General features: G+C 59.2%; 14 protein-coding genes and 1 tRNA gene. All 15 read right to left on the reverse strand.

What is annotated here, in order from left to right:
- Window positions 1-116 (reverse strand): GTP-binding protein (locus BLT65_RS45670; RefSeq protein WP_035515644.1); only part of this gene is annotated, 116 nt, incomplete at its 3' end.
- A 48-nt stretch (window positions 117-164) separates the two neighbouring features.
- Complete coding sequence (gene fusA, locus BLT65_RS45675) at window positions 165-2,267, reverse strand: elongation factor G (protein WP_042316290.1); 2,103 nt, start codon at window positions 2,265-2,267, stop codon at window positions 165-167.
- 130 nt (window positions 2,268-2,397) lie between these two features.
- The gene (rpsG, locus tag BLT65_RS45680) at window positions 2,398-2,868 is read right to left on the reverse strand and encodes a 30S ribosomal protein S7 (RefSeq protein ID WP_006053291.1); all 471 of its coding nucleotides are present in this window, start codon (window positions 2,866-2,868) and stop codon (window positions 2,398-2,400) included.
- A gap of 186 nt (window positions 2,869-3,054) precedes the next feature.
- The gene (gene rpsL / locus BLT65_RS45685) at window positions 3,055-3,435 is read right to left on the reverse strand and encodes a 30S ribosomal protein S12 (RefSeq protein WP_006053290.1); all 381 of its coding nucleotides are present in this window, start codon (window positions 3,433-3,435) and stop codon (window positions 3,055-3,057) included.
- Between the two features lie 220 nt (window positions 3,436-3,655).
- A complete protein-coding gene (recQ, locus tag BLT65_RS45690) occupies window positions 3,656-5,503 on the reverse strand; it encodes a DNA helicase RecQ (protein ID WP_042316288.1) in 1,848 nt (615 codons plus the stop codon).
- Window positions 5,504-5,723: 220 nt separating this feature from the next.
- Entirely contained in the window at window positions 5,724-9,965 is a 4,242-nt protein-coding gene (gene rpoC / locus BLT65_RS45695) for a DNA-directed RNA polymerase subunit beta' (protein WP_042316286.1), read from the reverse strand.
- Window positions 9,966-9,986: 21 nt separating this feature from the next.
- A complete protein-coding gene (gene rpoB / locus BLT65_RS45700; protein ID WP_042316284.1) occupies window positions 9,987-14,093 on the reverse strand; it encodes a DNA-directed RNA polymerase subunit beta in 4,107 nt (1,368 codons plus the stop codon).
- A 369-nt stretch (window positions 14,094-14,462) separates the two neighbouring features.
- Window positions 14,463-14,837, reverse strand: a complete 375-nt coding sequence (rplL, locus tag BLT65_RS45705) for a 50S ribosomal protein L7/L12 (protein WP_035935559.1) — start codon at window positions 14,835-14,837, stop codon at window positions 14,463-14,465.
- A 75-nt stretch (window positions 14,838-14,912) separates the two neighbouring features.
- A complete protein-coding gene (gene rplJ, locus BLT65_RS45710; RefSeq protein WP_035988790.1) occupies window positions 14,913-15,410 on the reverse strand; it encodes a 50S ribosomal protein L10 in 498 nt (165 codons plus the stop codon).
- A gap of 302 nt (window positions 15,411-15,712) precedes the next feature.
- Window positions 15,713-16,411 (reverse strand): 50S ribosomal protein L1, encoded by a 699-nt coding sequence (gene rplA / locus BLT65_RS45715; protein ID WP_007578362.1) that lies wholly within the window; start codon window positions 16,409-16,411, stop codon window positions 15,713-15,715.
- Window positions 16,412-16,843, reverse strand: a complete 432-nt coding sequence (rplK, locus tag BLT65_RS45720) for a 50S ribosomal protein L11 (protein WP_091790644.1) — start codon at window positions 16,841-16,843, stop codon at window positions 16,412-16,414. It abuts the gene before it with no gap.
- Window positions 16,844-16,994: 151 nt separating this feature from the next.
- Window positions 16,995-17,552, reverse strand: a complete 558-nt coding sequence (nusG, locus tag BLT65_RS45725) for a transcription termination/antitermination protein NusG (protein ID WP_007578364.1) — start codon at window positions 17,550-17,552, stop codon at window positions 16,995-16,997.
- 1 nt (window position 17,553) lies between these two features.
- Window positions 17,554-17,934 carry a preprotein translocase subunit SecE gene (secE, locus tag BLT65_RS45730; protein ID WP_007578365.1) on the reverse strand — a complete coding sequence of 127 codons (381 nt, stop codon included), beginning with the start codon at window positions 17,932-17,934 and terminating at the stop codon, window positions 17,554-17,556.
- A gap of 35 nt (window positions 17,935-17,969) precedes the next feature.
- Window positions 17,970-18,045: transfer RNA gene (locus tag BLT65_RS45735), tRNA-Trp, on the reverse strand.
- 62 nt (window positions 18,046-18,107) lie between these two features.
- On the reverse strand, window positions 18,108-18,202 hold a 95-nt coding region (locus BLT65_RS45740; protein ID WP_072445389.1), incomplete at its 5' end, for an EF-Tu C-terminal domain-related protein.

The following is an 18,202-nucleotide window of genomic DNA, read 5'->3' on the forward strand; positions in this document are numbered from 1 at the left end:
TTTGCCGTCAGCACCGTCGTGATCGCTGCCGTCAGCGTGGTCTTGCCGTGGTCAACGTGACCGATCGTGCCGACGTTCACGTGCGGCTTGGTCCGTTCGAATTTACCTTTAGCCATGTTTCTCTTCTTTCAAAAAAGTTGTTCGATGAATGACTATGCGAGGTCTTACTTCGACTTCGCGTTGATGATCGCTTCCGACACGTTACGCGGAGCTTCTGCGTAGTGCTTGAATTCCATCGTGTACGTTGCGCGACCTTGCGTGAGCGAGCGCAGCGACGTCGAGTAGCCAAACATCTCCGACAGCGGCACTTCGGCGCGGACGATCTTGCCGCCGCCAACCATGTCGTCCATGCCCTGGACGATACCGCGACGGCCCGACAGGTCGCCCATCACGTTGCCCATGTAGTCTTCCGGCGTTTCGACTTCGACAGCCATCATCGGTTCGAGGATGACCGGCTGAGCCTTGCGCATTGCTTCCTTGAACGCCATCGAGCCGGCCATGCGGAACGCATTTTCGTTCGAGTCAACGTCGTGGTACGAGCCAAACGTCAGGTGAACCTTGACGTCGACGACCGGGAAGCCTGCCAGCACGCCTGCCTTCAGCGTTTCCTGGATGCCCTTGTCGACCGCGGGGATGTATTCACGCGGAATCACACCACCCTTGATCTCGTCGAGGAACTCGTAGCCCTTGCCTTGCTCATTCGGTTCAAGCGTGATGACCGCGTGGCCGTATTGGCCGCGACCACCCGACTGCTTGACGAACTTGCCGTCAACGTCTTCCGCCTTGCCGCGAATCGTTTCGCGGTAAGCAACCTGCGGCTTGCCGACGGTCGCTTCAACGCCGAATTCGCGCTTCATACGGTCAACCAGAATTTCCAGGTGGAGCTCGCCCATGCCCGAAATAATGGTTTGGCCCGATTCTTCGTCCGTTTGAACGCGGAACGACGGATCTTCCTGAGCCAGACGGTTCAGCGCCAGACCCATCTTTTCCTGGTCAGGCTTCGTCTTCGGCTCAACAGCCTGCGAAATCACCGGCTCCGGGAAAATCATGCGTTCGAGCACGATCGGGCTTTGCGGATCGCACAGCGTGTCGCCGGTCGTTGCGTCTTTCAGGCCGACTGCAGCAGCGATGTCGCCTGCGCGCACTTCCTTGATTTCTTCGCGCTGGTTCGCGTGCATCTGCAGAATACGACCCAGACGTTCCTTCTTGTCTTTGGTCGCGTTCAGCACGGTGTCACCCGAATTCACGACGCCCGAGTACACACGGAAGAAGATCAGTTGGCCGACGAACGGGTCGGTCATGATCTTGAATGCCAGTGCCGAGAACTTTTCGTCGTCGGCAGCGCGGCGCTCACCCTTTTCGCCGTTTTCCAGTTCGCCCGTAACCGGCGGAATGTCGATCGGCGACGGCAGGAAGTCCAGAACGGCGTCCAGCATACGTTGCACGCCCTTGTTCTTGAACGCGGTGCCGCACAGCATCGGCTGGATTTCGCAAGCGATCGTACGGTCGCGCAGACCCTTGATGATTTCCGCTTCCGACAGCTCGCCGTCTTCGAGGTACTTGTTCATCAAGTCTTCGCTCGACTCAGCCGCGGCTTCGATCATCTTTTCGCGCCATTCGTTGCACGAATCGACCAGTTCAGCCGGGATCTCTTCGTACGAAAACTTCGTACCTTGGGACGCTTCGTCCCAAATGATCGCCTTCATCTTCATCAGGTCGACGACGCCCGTGAAGTTCTCTTCCGCGCCGATCGGCACGACGACGGGAACCGGGTTCGCCTTCAGACGCAGCTTGAGCTGGTCGTAGACCTTGAAGAAGTTCGCGCCGGTGCGGTCCATCTTGTTGATGAACGCGAGACGGGGAACCTTGTACTTGTTCGCCTGGCGCCAAACCGTTTCCGACTGCGGCTGCACGCCGCCCACTGCGCAGTAGACCATGCACGCACCGTCGAGCACGCGCATCGAGCGCTCGACTTCAATCGTGAAGTCAACGTGGCCCGGGGTGTCGATGATGTTGATACGGTGCTCGGCGCGGTCGCCTGCCATGCCTTTCCAGAACGCCGTGGTAGCAGCGGACGTGATGGTAATACCACGTTCCTGCTCCTGTTCCATCCAGTCCATGGTGGCGGCGCCGTCATGCACTTCACCGATCTTGTGGTTCACGCCGGTATAGAACAGGATGCGCTCGGTCGTCGTCGTTTTGCCGGCGTCGATGTGAGCGCTAATACCGATGTTGCGGTAGCGCTCGATAGGTGTCTTGCGAGCCACTTTAATCCTCTATTGGGATGACACGATGGAAACCAGTCCATCGCGCTCTAACACAAACGGGCGAGGCGCTTTGTAAGCGCACCCGCCCGGAATTTCTTTCCGCTTTACAGCCAGTCCGGGGACGGGATGCTTAGAAACGGAAATGCGAGAACGCCTTGTTGGCTTCTGCCATCCGGTGAACTTCGTCGCGCTTCTTCATCGCGCCGCCACGGCCTTCAGCCGCTTCGGAGAGTTCACCAGCCAGACGCAGAGCCATCGACTTCTCGCTGCGCTTCTTCGCGGCTTCACGCAGCCAACGCATCGCCAATGCCATACGACGCGACGGACGCACTTCGACCGGAACCTGATAGTTCGCACCACCAACGCGACGGCTCTTCACTTCGACCACCGGCTTCACGTTGTTGAGCGCTACCGTGAACACTTCCAGCGGGTCCTTGCCACCCTTGGTCTGGATCTGTTCGAAAGCGCCGTACACGATGCGCTCGGCAACCGACTTCTTGCCGGAGAGCATCAGCACGTTCATGAATTTTGCAACATCAACGTTACCGAACTTCGGATCCGGCAACACTTCCCGCTTGGGGACTTCGCGACGACGCGGCATGTTTCTTCCTTTAACTTTTCAGTTGGAGCGGCGCTTTCCTGCACCCACCCCGCGGCCACCAACTAACCCGATTCATCCATAACGACTTACCAGCCTGGTCGGGTGACCACTTACTCGACAGCACCGGCTATCCGGCACCACCGCTAAACCGCTCTTGCGAGCGACCTGTTACTGCTGACCGACTACTTACTTGCCAGCCTTGGCACGCTTCGCACCGTACTTCGAGCGAGCTTGCTTACGATCCTTGACGCCCTGGGTATCCAGCGAGCCACGAACCATGTGGTAACGCACACCCGGCAAGTCCTTCACACGGCCGCCGCGAATCAGCACGACCGAGTGTTCCTGCAGGTTGTGGCCTTCACCACCGATGTACGAAATGACTTCGAAGCCGTTCGTCAGACGAACCTTGGCGACCTTACGGAGCGCCGAGTTAGGCTTCTTAGGCGTCGTGGTGTACACACGGGTGCATACGCCGCGACGCTGGGGGCAGTCCTGCAAGGCCGGGCTCTTGCTCTTCGTCGTTTCCGACGTGCGGCCTTTGCGAACCAGTTGATTGATGGTTGGCATTGTTTATTCCTGAAATTGAACAAAATCGACGCGTTCGTTTCTGGGCAAAGCAGAAAATGACGCGTTTCTGACTACTGCTGACTTCCAGCCTTGACGTGTCGGCGACGAGCTTGCGTCGCACGCAATCCCGCCAAGAACCGGAACCTAACATCATATTCCGAAAATCCTAAACGAGTCAACAGGTTGCGTCGATTCGAAAGGGGCGGCGGGCTGTTCGAACTCAATCCGCAGCGACGACTTCAAGCAGTTCGTCGCCGAAACGGTCGAGCTTGCGCGCGCCCATGCCGGGAATGTGGCGCAGATCGTCGAGCGATTCAGGGGAATTACGCGCGATTTCGGCCAGCGTGGCGTCGTGGAAAATGACATACGCTGGTACGCCATCGCTCTTCGCGGTTTCGGTACGCCAGGCGCGCAGGCGGTCCCAACGCGCTCGCTCGCGTGAATTCATGCCCGCTGTCGGATCGGCACGTTCGCTTGTGCGTCCCGAAGATTGACGCGTGCGCACCGGCTTCACATACCGACGCATCGTCACTTGTTGCTCGCCTTTTAGCACGGGCTTGCTGGCTTCCGTCAGCACGAGGGCGCCAAAACCGTCGTGATCGACGGTGAGAAATCCGAATGCGACCAACTGGCGAAATACCGCACGCCATTCATGCTCGGACAACGCCGCGCCGATTCCGAAGGTGCTCAGCTTCTCGTGGCCACGCTGCAGAATCTTCTCAGTGCGATTGCCGCGAAGAATGTCGATCAGATGTCCTGCGCCGAAATTGAAGCCGCTAGCGCGCTGCGCACGGAACGCGCATGACAGCGCCATCTGCGATTCACGCGTCGCATCCCACGACGCCGGCGGCTCGAGACATGTATCGCAGTTGCCGCAGGGCTTGCCCTCTTCGCCGAAGTAAGCGAGCAACCGCACGCGCCGGCATGTCGCGGTTTCGCATAAACCGAGCAACGCATCGAGCTTGCCGGTTTGCACTCGCTTATGCGCGTCGTCGGCTTCTGATTCGTCGATCATCTTGCGCTGCTGCACGACGTCGCCGAGACCGTAGGTCATCCACGCGTTCGCCGGCAATCCGTCACGGCCGGCACGCCCCGTTTCCTGGTAATAACCTTCGACGCTCTTCGGCAAATCAAGATGCGCGACAAAGCGCACGTCCGGCTTGTCGATGCCCATGCCGAACGCGATCGTCGCACACATCACGACGCCTTCCTCTCGCTGAAACATCTCCTGATGCCGCTGACGCACTTCGAATTCCATGCCCGCGTGATATGGCAGCGCACGCACGCCCTGCCCTTTCAGCCACTCGGCCGTTTCCTCGACCTTGCGGCGCGACAGGCAATACACGACGCCCGCGTCAGTCGTGCCGTCCGTGCGTGTGTGTTCCGCGCGGATGAAGTCGAGCAGTTGCGAACGCGCGTTGTCCTTCTCGACGATCCGATAGCGGATGTTCGGTCGATCGAAGCTCGACACGAACACGCGCGCGTCGTCCAGCGCCAGGCGATGGATGATCTCGTCGCGCGTGATCGCGTCGGCGGTGGCGGTCAGCGCGATACGCGGTACCGAAGGGAACCGCTCGTGCAACACCGAAAGCTGGATGTACTCGGGCCTGAAATCGTGGCCCCATTGCGACACGCAATGCGCTTCGTCGATGGCGAACAAGCCGATGCGCGCGCGTTCGATCAGATCGAGAAAGCGTGGCGTCATCAGCCGTTCAGGGGCGACATACAGCAGATCGATTTCGCCCTCGCGCAACGCGCGCTCCGTCGCGGCGGCATCGGCGCCCGACAGCGTCGAGTTCAGATACGCCGCGCGCACACCGACTTCCCTTAGCGCCGCCACCTGATCCTGCATCAACGCGATCAGCGGTGACACGACGATCCCTGCGCCCAACCCGGCTTCGCGGCGCACCAGCGAAGGAATCTGATAGCACAGCGATTTGCCGCCGCCCGTCGGCATCAACACCAGGCAGTCGCCGCCTGAAGAAACGTGCTCGACGATTTCGCCCTGCTGCCCTCGAAACGCGGGATAACCGAAAACTTCGTTGAGGATCTGGAGCGAACGGGACATGAAGGAGAGAGAAAAGTGCGCGGAGCAGGTGACACGAATTTTACCAACGCAATCGCACTTCGCCCGAGGTTTGTCGTGTAACTGGCCATCCGGCAGAGTCCGAAGGGCATAGGAAGGAACGCAAATTCTAAAGACGAAAAAAAACCGCCCGGTCGAAACCGGGCGGTTCAGGCAACGTCGGCCAACTTCACAGGCAAGGCGGCTTGCGCCGCCTGCCGGCTTACTCGTTGGTGTGCGGCGTTTGCTCGGCGGCCGGGGTTTCCGGCGTACCGAACTCGAAGGCCTCTTCTGCAGCGATCTGGTCGAAACGCTCGCGATCCGCCATTTCCTTGGTCTTGCGCGCCTTGTGGAACGCGAGACCCGTACCGGCCGGAATCAGACGACCGACGATCACGTTTTCCTTCAGGCCACGCAGATCGTCGCGCTTGCCCATGATCGCCGCTTCCGTCAGCACGCGGGTCGTTTCCTGGAACGATGCCGCGGAGATGAACGAATCGGTCGACAGCGACGCCTTCGTGATACCCAGCAGGATGTTCTCGTACGTTGCCGGACGCTTGTCTTCCGCGATCATGCGATCGTTTTCGTCCAGCATGTCCGAACGCTCGACCTGCTCACCCGGGATGAAGCGCGTATCGCCGTTGTCGCTGATCTGCACGCGACGCAGCATCTGACGCACGATCACCTCGATGTGCTTGTCGTTGATCTTCACGCCCTGCAGACGGTACACGTCCTGCACTTCGTCCACGATGTAACGCGACAGCGCTTCGATACCCTGCAGACGCAGGATGTCGTGCGGATCCGCCGGCCCGTCGACGATCATTTCGCCCTTGTTGACGACTTGACCATCGTGTACCAGAACCTGCTTTTCCTTCGCGATCAGGAACTCGTGCTGATTGCCTTCGAGGTCCGTGATAACGAGACGCTGCTTGCCCTTCGTGTCCTTACCGAACGACGTCGTACCCGTGACTTCCGCCAGGATACCTGCGTCCTTCGGCGAACGTGCTTCGAACAGTTCCGCCACACGCGGCAGACCACCCGTAATGTCACGCGTCTTCTGCGCTTCAGTCGGGATACGTGCGAGCACTTCACCCACCTGAACCTGCTGACCGTCCTTCACGGTGATCAGTGCGCCGACCTGGAAGCCGATCTGAACCGAGTGCTCCGAGTTCGGGATCTTGACTTCTTCGCCGTTCGCGTCGAGCAGCTTGACCTGCGGACGCACGCTCTTCGAAGCCTGCGAGCCGCGGCGCTTCACGTCGATCACGACGAGTGTCGAAAGACCCGTCACGTCGTCGATCTGCTTCGCGACCGTCACGCCTTCCTCGACGTTTTCGAACTTCACCGTACCGCCCCACTCGGTGATGATCGGACGCGTCAGCGGATCCCACGTGGCCAGTTGCGTGCCCGCCTTGATCTGCGCGCCGTCGAGTTGCAGCAGCGTCGCGCCGTACGGCACCTTGTGACGCTCGCGCTCGCGGCCGTGATCGTCGGTGATCATCGCTTCGCCCGAACGCGAGATGACGATCTGCTCGCCCTTCGCATTCGTTACGTAACGCATCGTCGACGTGAAACGCACCGTACCGTTCGACTTCGCTTCGACCGACGACGCCACTGCCGCACGCGATGCCGCACCACCGATGTGGAACGTACGCATGGTCAGCTGCGTGCCCGGCTCACCGATCGACTGCGCAGCGATCACGCCCACTGCTTCGCCGACGTTGACCGACGAGCCGCGGCCCAGGTCGCGGCCGTAGCAGGCTGCGCACAGACCGTAACGCGTTTCGCAAGTCAGCGGCGTACGCACGCGCACTTCGTCGATGCCGAGGCGTTCGATTTCTTCGACCGCGTCTTCGTCGAGCAACGTGCCCGTTTCGTACAGCGTTTCCTGCGATTCCGGATTGACGACGTCAGCCACCGTCACGCGACCGAGGATACGGTCACGCAGCGCTTCGACGACTTCACCGCCTTCAACCAACGCCTTCATGGCGACGCCGTTGGACGTACCGCAATCGTCCTCAACCACCACCAGATCCTGCGTCACGTCGACGAGACGACGCGTCAGGTAACCCGAGTTTGCCGTCTTCAGTGCCGTATCAGCCAGACCCTTACGTGCGCCGTGGGTCGAGATGAAGTACTGCAACACGTTCAGGCCTTCACGGAAGTTCGCCGTAATCGGCGTCTCGATGATCGAGCCGTCCGGCTTCGCCATCAGGCCACGCATACCGGCCAGCTGACGAATCTGAACCGCGGAACCACGAGCACCCGAGTCCGCCATCATGTAAATCGAGTTGAACGATTCCTGACGCGTTTCGTTGCCGTCGCGATCCGTGACCGGTTCCGTCGACAGCTGTTCCATCATCGCCTTGCCGACCGCTTCCGACGTTGCCGACCAGATGTCGACCACGTTGTTGTAGCGTTCTTGCGACGTGACAAGACCCGACATGTACTGACGGTCGTATTCCTTCACCTTCTTCGCGGCGTCGCCGACGATGGTTTCCTTCTGCGGCGGCACGAGCATGTCGTCGACGCAGATCGAGATACCAGCGCGCGTTGCCAGACGGAAACCCGACTGCATCAACTGGTCGGCGAAAATCACCGTTTCACGCAGACCGCACTTGCGGAACGCGGTGTTGATCAGACGCGAGATTTCCTTCTTCTTCAGCGGCTTGTTCAGCACCGAGAACGGCAAGCCCGGCGGCAGAATTTCCGACAGGATCGAACGGCCGACGGTCGTCGCGTACAGCGTGATCTTCGGCACGAACGCCGGCGCACCTTCCGACTTGTCTTCGTTATGGACCATTTCGGTGATCCGCACGTTGACGCGCGAGGCGAGCTCGACTTCCTTGTTCTCGTAAGCACGCAGCGCTTCCGAGACGCCCGTGAACGTCAGGCCTTCGCCCTTGGCGTTCACAGCTTCACGAGTCGCGTAGTACAAACCGAGCACGATATCCTGCGACGGCACGATCGACGGATCGCCGTTGGCCGGGAACAGCACGTTGTTCGACGCCAGCATCAGCGTACGCGCTTCCATCTGCGCTTCGAGCGACAGCGGAACGTGAACAGCCATCTGGTCACCGTCGAAGTCGGCGTTGAACGCCGCGCAAACGAGCGGGTGCAGCTGGATTGCCTTACCTTCGATCAGCACCGGCTCGAAAGCCTGAATGCCAAGACGGTGCAGCGTCGGCGCGCGGTTCAGCATGACCGGATGCTCGCGGATCACCTCTTCGAGGATGTCCCACACCACCGGAGTCTGGTTCTCGACTTCCTTCTTCGCAGCCTTGATGGTGGTAGCGACACCCATCACTTCCAGCTTGTTGAAGATGAACGGCTTGAACAGTTCGAGCGCCATCAGCTTCGGCAGACCGCACTGGTGCAGCTTCAGCGTCGGGCCAACCACGATGACCGAACGGCCCGAGTAGTCGACGCGCTTGCCCAGCAGGTTCTGACGGAAGCGACCGCCCTTACCCTTGATCATGTCGGCGAGCGACTTCAGCGGACGCTTGTTCGCGCCCGTCATCGCCTTACCGCGACGGCCGTTGTCGAGCAGCGAATCGACGGCTTCCTGCAGCATCCGCTTTTCGTTGCGGACGATGATTTCAGGCGCCTTCAGTTCGAGCAGACGCTTCAACCGGTTGTTACGGTTGATCACGCGGCGATACAGGTCGTTCAGGTCCGAAGTCGCGAAACGACCGCCGTCCAGCGGAACCAGCGGACGCAGTTCCGGCGGCAGCACCGGCAGCACTTCGAGAATCATCCACTCGGGCTTGATGCCCGAACGCTGGAAGGCCTCGAGCACCTTCAGACGCTTCGCGTACTTCTTGATCTTCGCTTCCGAACCCGTGTTCTTCAGCTCCGAGCGCAGCGTTTCGACCTGCTCGTCGATGTTGATCGCGCGCAGCAGTTCGCGCACGCCTTCCGCGCCCATTTCAGCGCGGAATTCGTCACCGTACTCTTCGACCTTATTGTAGTAATCCTCTTCCGTCATGATCTGACGCGCCTTCAGCGGCGTCATGCCCGGATCGATCACCACATATGCTTCGAAGTACAGCACGCGCTCGATGTCGCGCAGCGTCATGTCGAGCACCATGCCCAGACGCGACGGCAGCGACTTCAGGAACCAGATGTGCGCGACAGGCGAGGCCAGTTCGATGTGGCCCATGCGTTCGCGACGCACCTTCGCGAGCGTCACTTCGACGCCGCACTTCTCGCAGATCACGCCACGGTGCTTCAGGCGCTTGTACTTGCCGCAAAGGCATTCGTAGTCCTTGATCGGACCGAAAATCTTCGCGCAGAACAGACCATCCCGCTCCGGCTTGAACGTGCGGTAGTTGATCGTTTCCGGCTTCTTGACTTCACCGAACGACCACGAACGGATCTTGTCCGGCGAGGCCAGACCGATCTTGATCGCGTCAAAAACTTCTTCCTGTTGGACTTGCTTGAATAGATCGAGCAGAGCTTTCATTGCTTTCTCTCCGTAGTCCGATTAGTTGCGGTCGAGGTCGATGTCGATACCGAGCGAGCGGATTTCCTTCACCAGCACGTTGAAGGATTCCGGCATGCCCGCGTCGATCACGTGATCGCCCTTCACCAGGTTCTCGTAAACCTTGGTCCGGCCCGTCACGTCGTCCGACTTGACCGTCAACATTTCCTGCAGCACATACGATGCGCCGTAGGCTTCGAGCGCCCACACTTCCATTTCACCGAAGCGCTGACCACCGAACTGCGCCTTACCACCCAGCGGTTGCTGCGTGACCAGCGAGTACGGACCGGTCGAACGCGCGTGCATCTTGTCGTCGACCAAGTGGTGCAGCTTCAGGTAGTGCATGTAGCCAACCGTCACCGTACGTTCGAAGGCTTCACCCGTGCGGCCGTCATACAGACGCACCTGGTTCTTCGACTTCGTCATGCCAAGGTTCTGCGCGATGTCGTCCGGGTAGGCCAGATCCAGCATGCTGGACATTTCCTCTTCCGTCGCACCGTCGAACACCGGCGTTGCGAACGGCACGCCTTCGCGCAGGTTCTTCGCGAGTTCGAGGATTTCGTCGTCGGTGAAGCTTTCCAGCTCTTCCGCGCGGCCCGACTCGTTGTAGATCTTGGTCAGGAACTTGCGAACTTCTTCGATCTTCGCCTGACGCTGCAGCATTTCGCCAATACGCCAGCCCAGACCCTTCGCGGCCCAACCCAGATGCACTTCGAGAACCTGACCCACGTTCATCCGTGACGGAACGCCCAGCGGGTTCAGCACGACGTCAGCCGGACGGCCATCGGCCATGTACGGCATGTCTTCGATCGGAACGATCTTCGACACGACACCCTTGTTACCGTGACGGCCTGCCATCTTGTCGCCAGGCTGCAGACGACGCTTCACAGCCAGATAAACCTTAACCATCTTCAGCACGCCCGGCGGCAGTTCGTCGCCTTGCGTGAGCTTCTTGCGCTTCTCTTCGAATGCGAGGTCGAACTGGTGGCGCTTCTGTTCGATCGAATCCTTGATGGCTTCGAGCTGCGCCGCTGCTTCTTCGTCCGCGAGGCGGATGTCGAACCAGTGGTAGTGATCCAGATCTTCCAGGTAAGCGCGTTCGATCTTCGTGCCCTTCGCGAGCTTCTTCGGACCGCCGTTCGCAACCTTGCCTTCGAGCATACGCGCGAGACGCTGGAACGCGTCGCCTTCCACGATACGCAGCTGGTCGTTCAGGTCGAGGCGATAGCGCTTCAGTTCATCGTCGATGATCTGTTGCGCACGCTTGTCGCGCTGGATGCCTTCACGCGTGAACACTTGCACGTCGATCACGGTGCCGCTCATGCCCGACGGCACGCGCAGCGACGTGTCCTTCACGTCCGAAGCCTTCTCACCGAAGATCGCGCGCAGCAGCTTTTCTTCCGGCGTCAGCTGGGTTTCGCCCTTCGGCGTGACCTTGCCGACCAGCACGTCGCCTGCTTCGACTTCCGCACCGATGTACACGATGCCCGACTCGTCGAGACGGCCAAGCTGCACTTCCGCGAGGTTCGAAATGTCGCGCGTGATTTCTTCCGGTCCGAGCTTCGTGTCGCGAGCCACGACATTCAGTTCTTCGATGTGGATCGACGTATAACGGTCGTCCGCAACGACCTTCTCCGAGATCAGGATCGAGTCTTCGAAGTTGTAGCCGTTCCACGGCATGAACGCGACCAGCATGTTCTGGCCAAGCGCCAGTTCACCGAGGTCCGTCGAAGCGCCGTCAGCCAGCACGTCGCCGCGCGCAACCTTGTCGCCGACCTTCGCGATCGGACGCTGGTTGATGTTCGTGTTCTGGTTCGAACGCGTGTACTTGATGAGGTTGTAGATGTCGACACCGACGTCGCCAGCCACCGCTTCATCGTCGTTCACACGAATCACGATACGGCCTGCGTCGACGTAATCGACCACACCGCCGCGCAGCGCCTGCACGGTCGTGCCCGAGTCGACTGCCACCGTACGCTCGATGCCCGTACCGACGACCGGCTTCTCCGGACGCAGACAAGGCACAGCCTGACGCTGCATGTTCGAGCCCATCAATGCACGGTTCGCGTCATCGTGCTCGAGGAACGGAATCAGCGATGCTGCCACCGACACGATCTGCGACGGCGCCACGTCCATGTACTGGATGCGGTCCGGCGTGACCATCAGCGTTTCGCCCGCTTCACGCGACGACACGAGTTCGTCGGTCAGCGTGCCGTCTTCAGCCACAGCCGCGTTCGCCTGAGCGATCACGTAACGGCCTTCTTCGATCGCCGACAGATAGTCGATCTGATCCGTGACCTTGCTGTCCGTCACCTTGCGATACGGCGTTTCGAGGAAGCCGTATTCGTTCAGGTGCGCATACAGAGCCAGCGAGTTGATCAGGCCGATGTTCGGACCTTCCGGCGTTTCAATTGGGCACACGCGACCATAGTGCGTCGGATGCACGTCGCGGACTTCAAAGCCAGCGCGCTCGCGCGTCAGACCGCCCGGGCCAAGTGCCGAGACACGGCGCTTGTGGGTGATTTCCGACAGCGGGTTGGTCTGGTCCATGAACTGCGACAGCTGCGACGAACCGAAGAACTCGCGAATCGCCGACGAAATCGGCTTCGAGTTGATCAGGTCGTGCGGCATCAGGTTTTCGCTTTCGGCCTGGCCGAGGCGCTCCTTCACTGCACGTTCGACACGTACGAGACCCGCGCGGAACTGGTTCTCCGCCAGTTCGCCGACGCAACGCACGCGACGATTGCCCAAGTGGTCGATGTCGTCCACTTCGCCCTTGCCGTTACGCAGTTCGACCAGGATCTTGATCGTCGCGAGGATGTCGTCGTCCTGCAGCGTCATCGGTCCGACGATCTCGTCACGGCCCACGCGGCGGTTGAACTTCATACGACCCACCTTCGACAGGTCGTACGCTTCTTCGCTGTAGAACAGACGGTTGAACAGCGCCTCGACGGCTTCTTCCGTCGGCGGTTCGCCCGGACGCATCATCCGGTAGATCGCGATACGTGCGGCCATCTTGTCGGCCGTTTCGTCGATACGCAGCGTCGACGAGATGTACGGACCTTGATCCAGATCGTTCGTGTAGAGCGTCTGGATGTCCTTGATCTTCGCTTCGCGCAGCTTATCGAGTACGCTTTCGGTGACTTCGTCGTTCGCGTTCGCGATCACTTCGCCCGTGTCGCCATCAACGACATTCTTTGCCAGCACGCGGCCGAGCAAATAATCTTCGGGGACCGAAATGTATTTGGTCTTCGCGTTTTCGAGGTCGCGAATGTGCTTCGCGTTGATACGCTTGTCCTTCTGGACGATGACCTTGCCGTCGCGATCCGTAATGTCGAAGCGCGCGACTTCACCGCGCAGACGCTCCGGCACGAACTCCATCTGCGCGCCTTCCGGCATCAGCGTGAAGTTATCGAACACGAAGAAGTTCGCGAGGATCTGTTCCGGCGTCAGGCCGATAGCCTTCAGCAGGATCGTGACAGGCATCTTGCGACGACGGTCGACGCGGAAGTACAGCACGTCCTTCGGGTCGAATTCGAAGTCGAGCCACGAGCCACGGTAAGGGATGATCCGTGCCGAGAACAGCAGTTTCCCGGAGCTGTGCGTCTTGCCCTTGTCGTGTTCGAAGAACACGCCAGGCGAACGGTGCAGCTGCGACACGATCACACGTTCCGTGCCGTTGATGACGAACGAGCCAGTCGGCGTCATGAGCGGAATTTCGCCCATGTACACTTCCTGCTCCTTCACTTCCTTGACGACGGGCTTGCTCGGCGATTCTTTGTCGAGCAGCACCAGACGCACCTTGGCACGCAGCGCTGAGCAGTAAGTCAGACCGCGCTGCTGGCATTCCTTGATGTTGAATGCCGGCGGCGACAGCATGTAGCTGACGAACTCTAGACGAGCGAAGCCGTTATGCGAAACAATGGGAAAAACTGAGGTGAACGCAGCTTGCAGACCTTCCGGTTTGCGCTGCACTGTGGGCACTTCTGCTTGCAGAAACGTGCTGAATGATTCAAGCTGGGTAGCCAGCAGGAAAGGTACTTGGTGAACGATGGGGCGCTTCGCGAAACTCTTGCGAATACGCTTCTTCTCGGTGAAGGAATATTGCATACGATCTCCGAATCACGGCGGGCATTGTTGTCGAGGCGGGATACCTTGATGTGACAACCCGAGTGTTCACCGACTGAGACCCGTTGGCCGTCCGATGGCTTGAACGAGCCTGAAAGCTTGGTGGTTGGCCGCTACCAACCGCTGGCTGACGGCAGCGGATGCCTGTGTTGCCCGCTACCCGACCAAACTTGCCTTCTGCAGTCGCTTCAGAAGACAAAGAGAAGCGCCAGTCGAACTTGCCGAACGGCGATTTTCTTTGGCTTCTGGGAGCACATTTTTGCCGAAACTTGAGAGCAAAAACGTCGTTCCCACAAAGCACAAAAAGGCCGGCGGTGGAAAACCGCCAGCCTTCGCACAGCGCGCCGAAACTTACTTGATTTCAGCCTTCGCGCCGGCTTCTTCCAGCTTCTTCTTGGCTTCTTCAGCAGCAGCCTTGGGTACCGCTTCCTTAACAGGCTTCGGTGCACCGTCGACCAGGTCCTTCGCTTCCTTCAGGCCCAGGCCCGTCAGTTCACGAACTGCCTTAATAACGGAAACCTTGTTCGCGCCGACTTCCGTCAGGTTGACCGTGAATTCCGTTTGCTCTTCAACAGCGGCTGCAGCGCCGCCGCCTGCCGGGCCTGCCACTGCGACAGCAGCTGCCGACACGCCAAACTTCTCTTCGAACGCCTTGACCAGTTCGTTCAGTTCCAGAACCGACATCGAGCCTACGGCTTCGAGGATGTCTTCTTTTGCGATTGCCATTTGAAATACTCCTAAATTGAATTCGGATACAGCCAGCGATCAATTACGCTCGACTGAAGTGCGTCGATGCACTGCTTACGCAGCTTCGCTTTCCTTCTTTTCTGCCAGCGCGGCCAGAGCACGCGCGAAGCCAGAAACAGGAGCTTGCATAACGAACAACAGCTTGGAGAGCAGTTCCTCACGGCTCGGGATGTTAGCCAGCGCTTGCACGCCCGCCTTGTCCATCACCTTGCCTTCGTAGGAACCGGCCTTGATGACCAACTTGTCATTGCTCTTGCTGAAGTCATTAACGACCTTCGCAGCAGCAATTGCATCTTCCGAGATGCCGTAGATCAGCGGACCAGTCATCTGCTCAGCCAGCGGAGCAAACGGGGTACCTTCGACAGCGCGACGCGCCAGCGTGTTCTTCAACACGCGCAGATACACCTGTTGCTCGCGCGCTTTCGCGCGCAGCTTGGTCAGATCGCCAACCGTGATCCCACGATACTCAGCCAGAACCACCGTCTGAGCTTTCGCGACTTGCGCGGAAACCTCAGCTACGACGGCCTGCTTACTTTCTTTGTTAAGTGGCACGGTTAACCTCCAGATTCGATGCACTTGGCACGTGCCTTGTACATCGCGTTCAACAACGGCGTCCGACCAGTCAGGAGTACTTCGACCGCTCGAGATCCACATGGCTGTGGGAATCGAACGGTTTCATCACTTCAAAACTTTTTCGGGTTCGCCATCTGCGTTGGCTTGAATTAAGGAAGCACCCAACTACTGCACTTCCACCAACGGTCTTTGACAACCGGCCGCTTGATTCAAACTGCAATCGCGCGACCGCCCAAAGCCCTTATATCCGCCTCGGCCTTCCGACCGAGGCGGCTAAAATTTTACTGTGCTGCGAGCGTCGCCTGGTCGACGCGCACGCCAACACCCATGGTGCTCGACAGTGCGATCTTACGCAGGTACACGCCCTTGCTCGTTGCCGGCTTCGCCTTTTGCAGAGCTTCGACCAAAGCGCTCAGGTTCGAACGCAGAGCCGTCGGCTCGAACGATGCACGACCGATGGTTGCGTGGATGATACCGGCCTTGTCGACACGGAACTGAACCTGACCAGCCTTCGCGTTCTTGACTGCCGTCGCGACGTCCGGCGTGACCGTACCGACCTTCGGGTTCGGCATCAGGCCGCGCGGGCCGAGGATCTGACCCAGCGTACCGACGACACGCATCGTGTCCGGCGAGGCGATCACGACGTCGAAATTCAGGTTACCGGCCTTGACTTGCTCAGCCAGGTCTTCCATACCGACGATTTCAGCGCCAGCCGCACGAGCCTGCTCGGCCTTTTCACCCTGTGCGAACACAGCGACACGAACCGACTTACCGGTACCAGCCGGCAGAACGACCGAACCACGAACAACCTGGTCCGACTTCTTCGCGTCGATGCCGAGTTGCACTGCGACGTCGATCGATTCGTCGAACTTCGCGCTTGCGCATTCCTTCACGAGCGACAGGGCCTCATCGATCGCGTACAGCTTTTGACGATCAACCTTGTTTGCAAATGCTTGCAGACGCTTCGAAAGCTTAGCCATTTACACGCCCTCCACGGTGATGCCCATCGAGCGGGCGCTACCAGCGATCGTACGAACCGCTGCTTCCAGATCAGCTGCCGTAAGATCCGGCATCTTGGTCTTGGCGATTTCTTCAGCTTGAGCGCGCGTGATCTTGCCGACCTTGTCGGTGTGCGGCTTGCTCGAACCCTTGTCGAGCTTCGCAGCCTTCTTGATCAGGACCGTAGCCGGCGGCGTCTTCAGAACGAACGTAAAGCTCTTGTCTGCGAACGCGGTGATGACGACCGGAATCGGCAGACCCGGCTCCATCGCTTGAGTCTGCGCGTTGAACGCCTTGCAGAACTCCATGATGTTCAGGCCGCGCTGACCCAGTGCCGGACCAACCGGCGGCGACGGATTGGCTTTACCTGCAGGAATCTGCAGCTTGATAAAGCCGATGATTTTCTTTGCCATGTTGAAAAACCTCTTTAGAACGCAAGTGCGTTCGGTGAGTAGTAACGCGCCTTCGCCAAGCTTCGACTACCGACGCTCCTCAACGGCCATTACGCGGACCGTAAGCGCGAAAGACGGACCGCACCGTCTGGCGCGATCCGCGAAACCTTGCTTAAAGCTTTTCGACCTGGCCGAATTCCAATTCGACCGGCGTCGCACGACCGAAAATCGTCACAGATACACGGACACGCGACTTTTCGTAGTTCACTTCTTCGACGCTGCCGTTGAAATCGGTAAATGGACCGTCTTTTACACGAACCATCTCGCCCACTTCGAACAGAGTTTTCGGGCGCGGCTTCTCGACGCCTTCCTGCATCTGCGACATGATCTTCTCGACTTCCCGCGGGGAAATCGGGCTGGGACGATTGCGCGCGCCGCCCACGAAACCCGTCACCTTTGCCGTGTTTTTCACGAGGTGCCACGTCTCGTCTGTCATCTCCATTTCCACGAGCACATAGCCCGGAAAGAAACGGCGTTCAGTCACCGACTTGTGGCCGCCCTTCACCTCAACGACTTCTTCCGTCGGGACGAGAATCTGGCCAAATTTGTCCTGCATGCCAGCACGTTCAATGCGCTCCTGAAGCGCACGTTGCACGCTCTTCTCCATACCGGAGTAGGCGTGCACCACGTACCAACGTTTTCCGCTCGGGGATGCCGGAATATCACTCATATCATTTCCAACCCAGAATCGCCGAGAAAATTGTCCACTCGATGGATTTATCACAAATCCAGAGGAACACCGCCATGATCAGTACAAACCCGAAAACCACCAGAGTCGTTTGACTTGCTTCCTTGCGGGTCGGCCAGACAACCTTGCGGACTTCTTTGTACGAATCTTTGGCGAACGCGATAAAACCTTTGCCGGGCGCTGAGAGAAGACCGACTGCGACGCCTGCGATCAGTCCGACAGCCAGAGCTGCTCCGCGGACGTACCACTCTTGGCCATTCAGCCAGAAGAACCCCACGAACCCGGCCAAGACCAACAATACGCCGGCGACGAGCATCAGCTTGTCGCTGGAAGTATTAACAGTTTCGACGGAAGGATTCGCCATAACACCTTAACGAGCGCCACATGCGACGCGAGAGTTGGCAGGGGCAGAGGGAATCGAACCCCCAACCTTCGGTTTTGGAGACCGACGCTCTGCCAGTTGAGCTATACCCCTAAACCATTGGGGTCGGCGGCATCGCCAACCCCGAAACAACCGATCAACGAGAACTAGCTGGCTTACTCGATGATCTTGGCAACGACACCTGCGCCGACGGTACGGCCACCTTCACGGATTGCGAAGCGCAGACCTTCTTCCATCGCGATCGGAGCGA

Source organism: Paraburkholderia steynii (genome assembly GCF_900100565.1).
GTDB classification, from domain to species: Bacteria; Pseudomonadota; Gammaproteobacteria; order Burkholderiales; family Burkholderiaceae; genus Paraburkholderia; species Paraburkholderia terrae.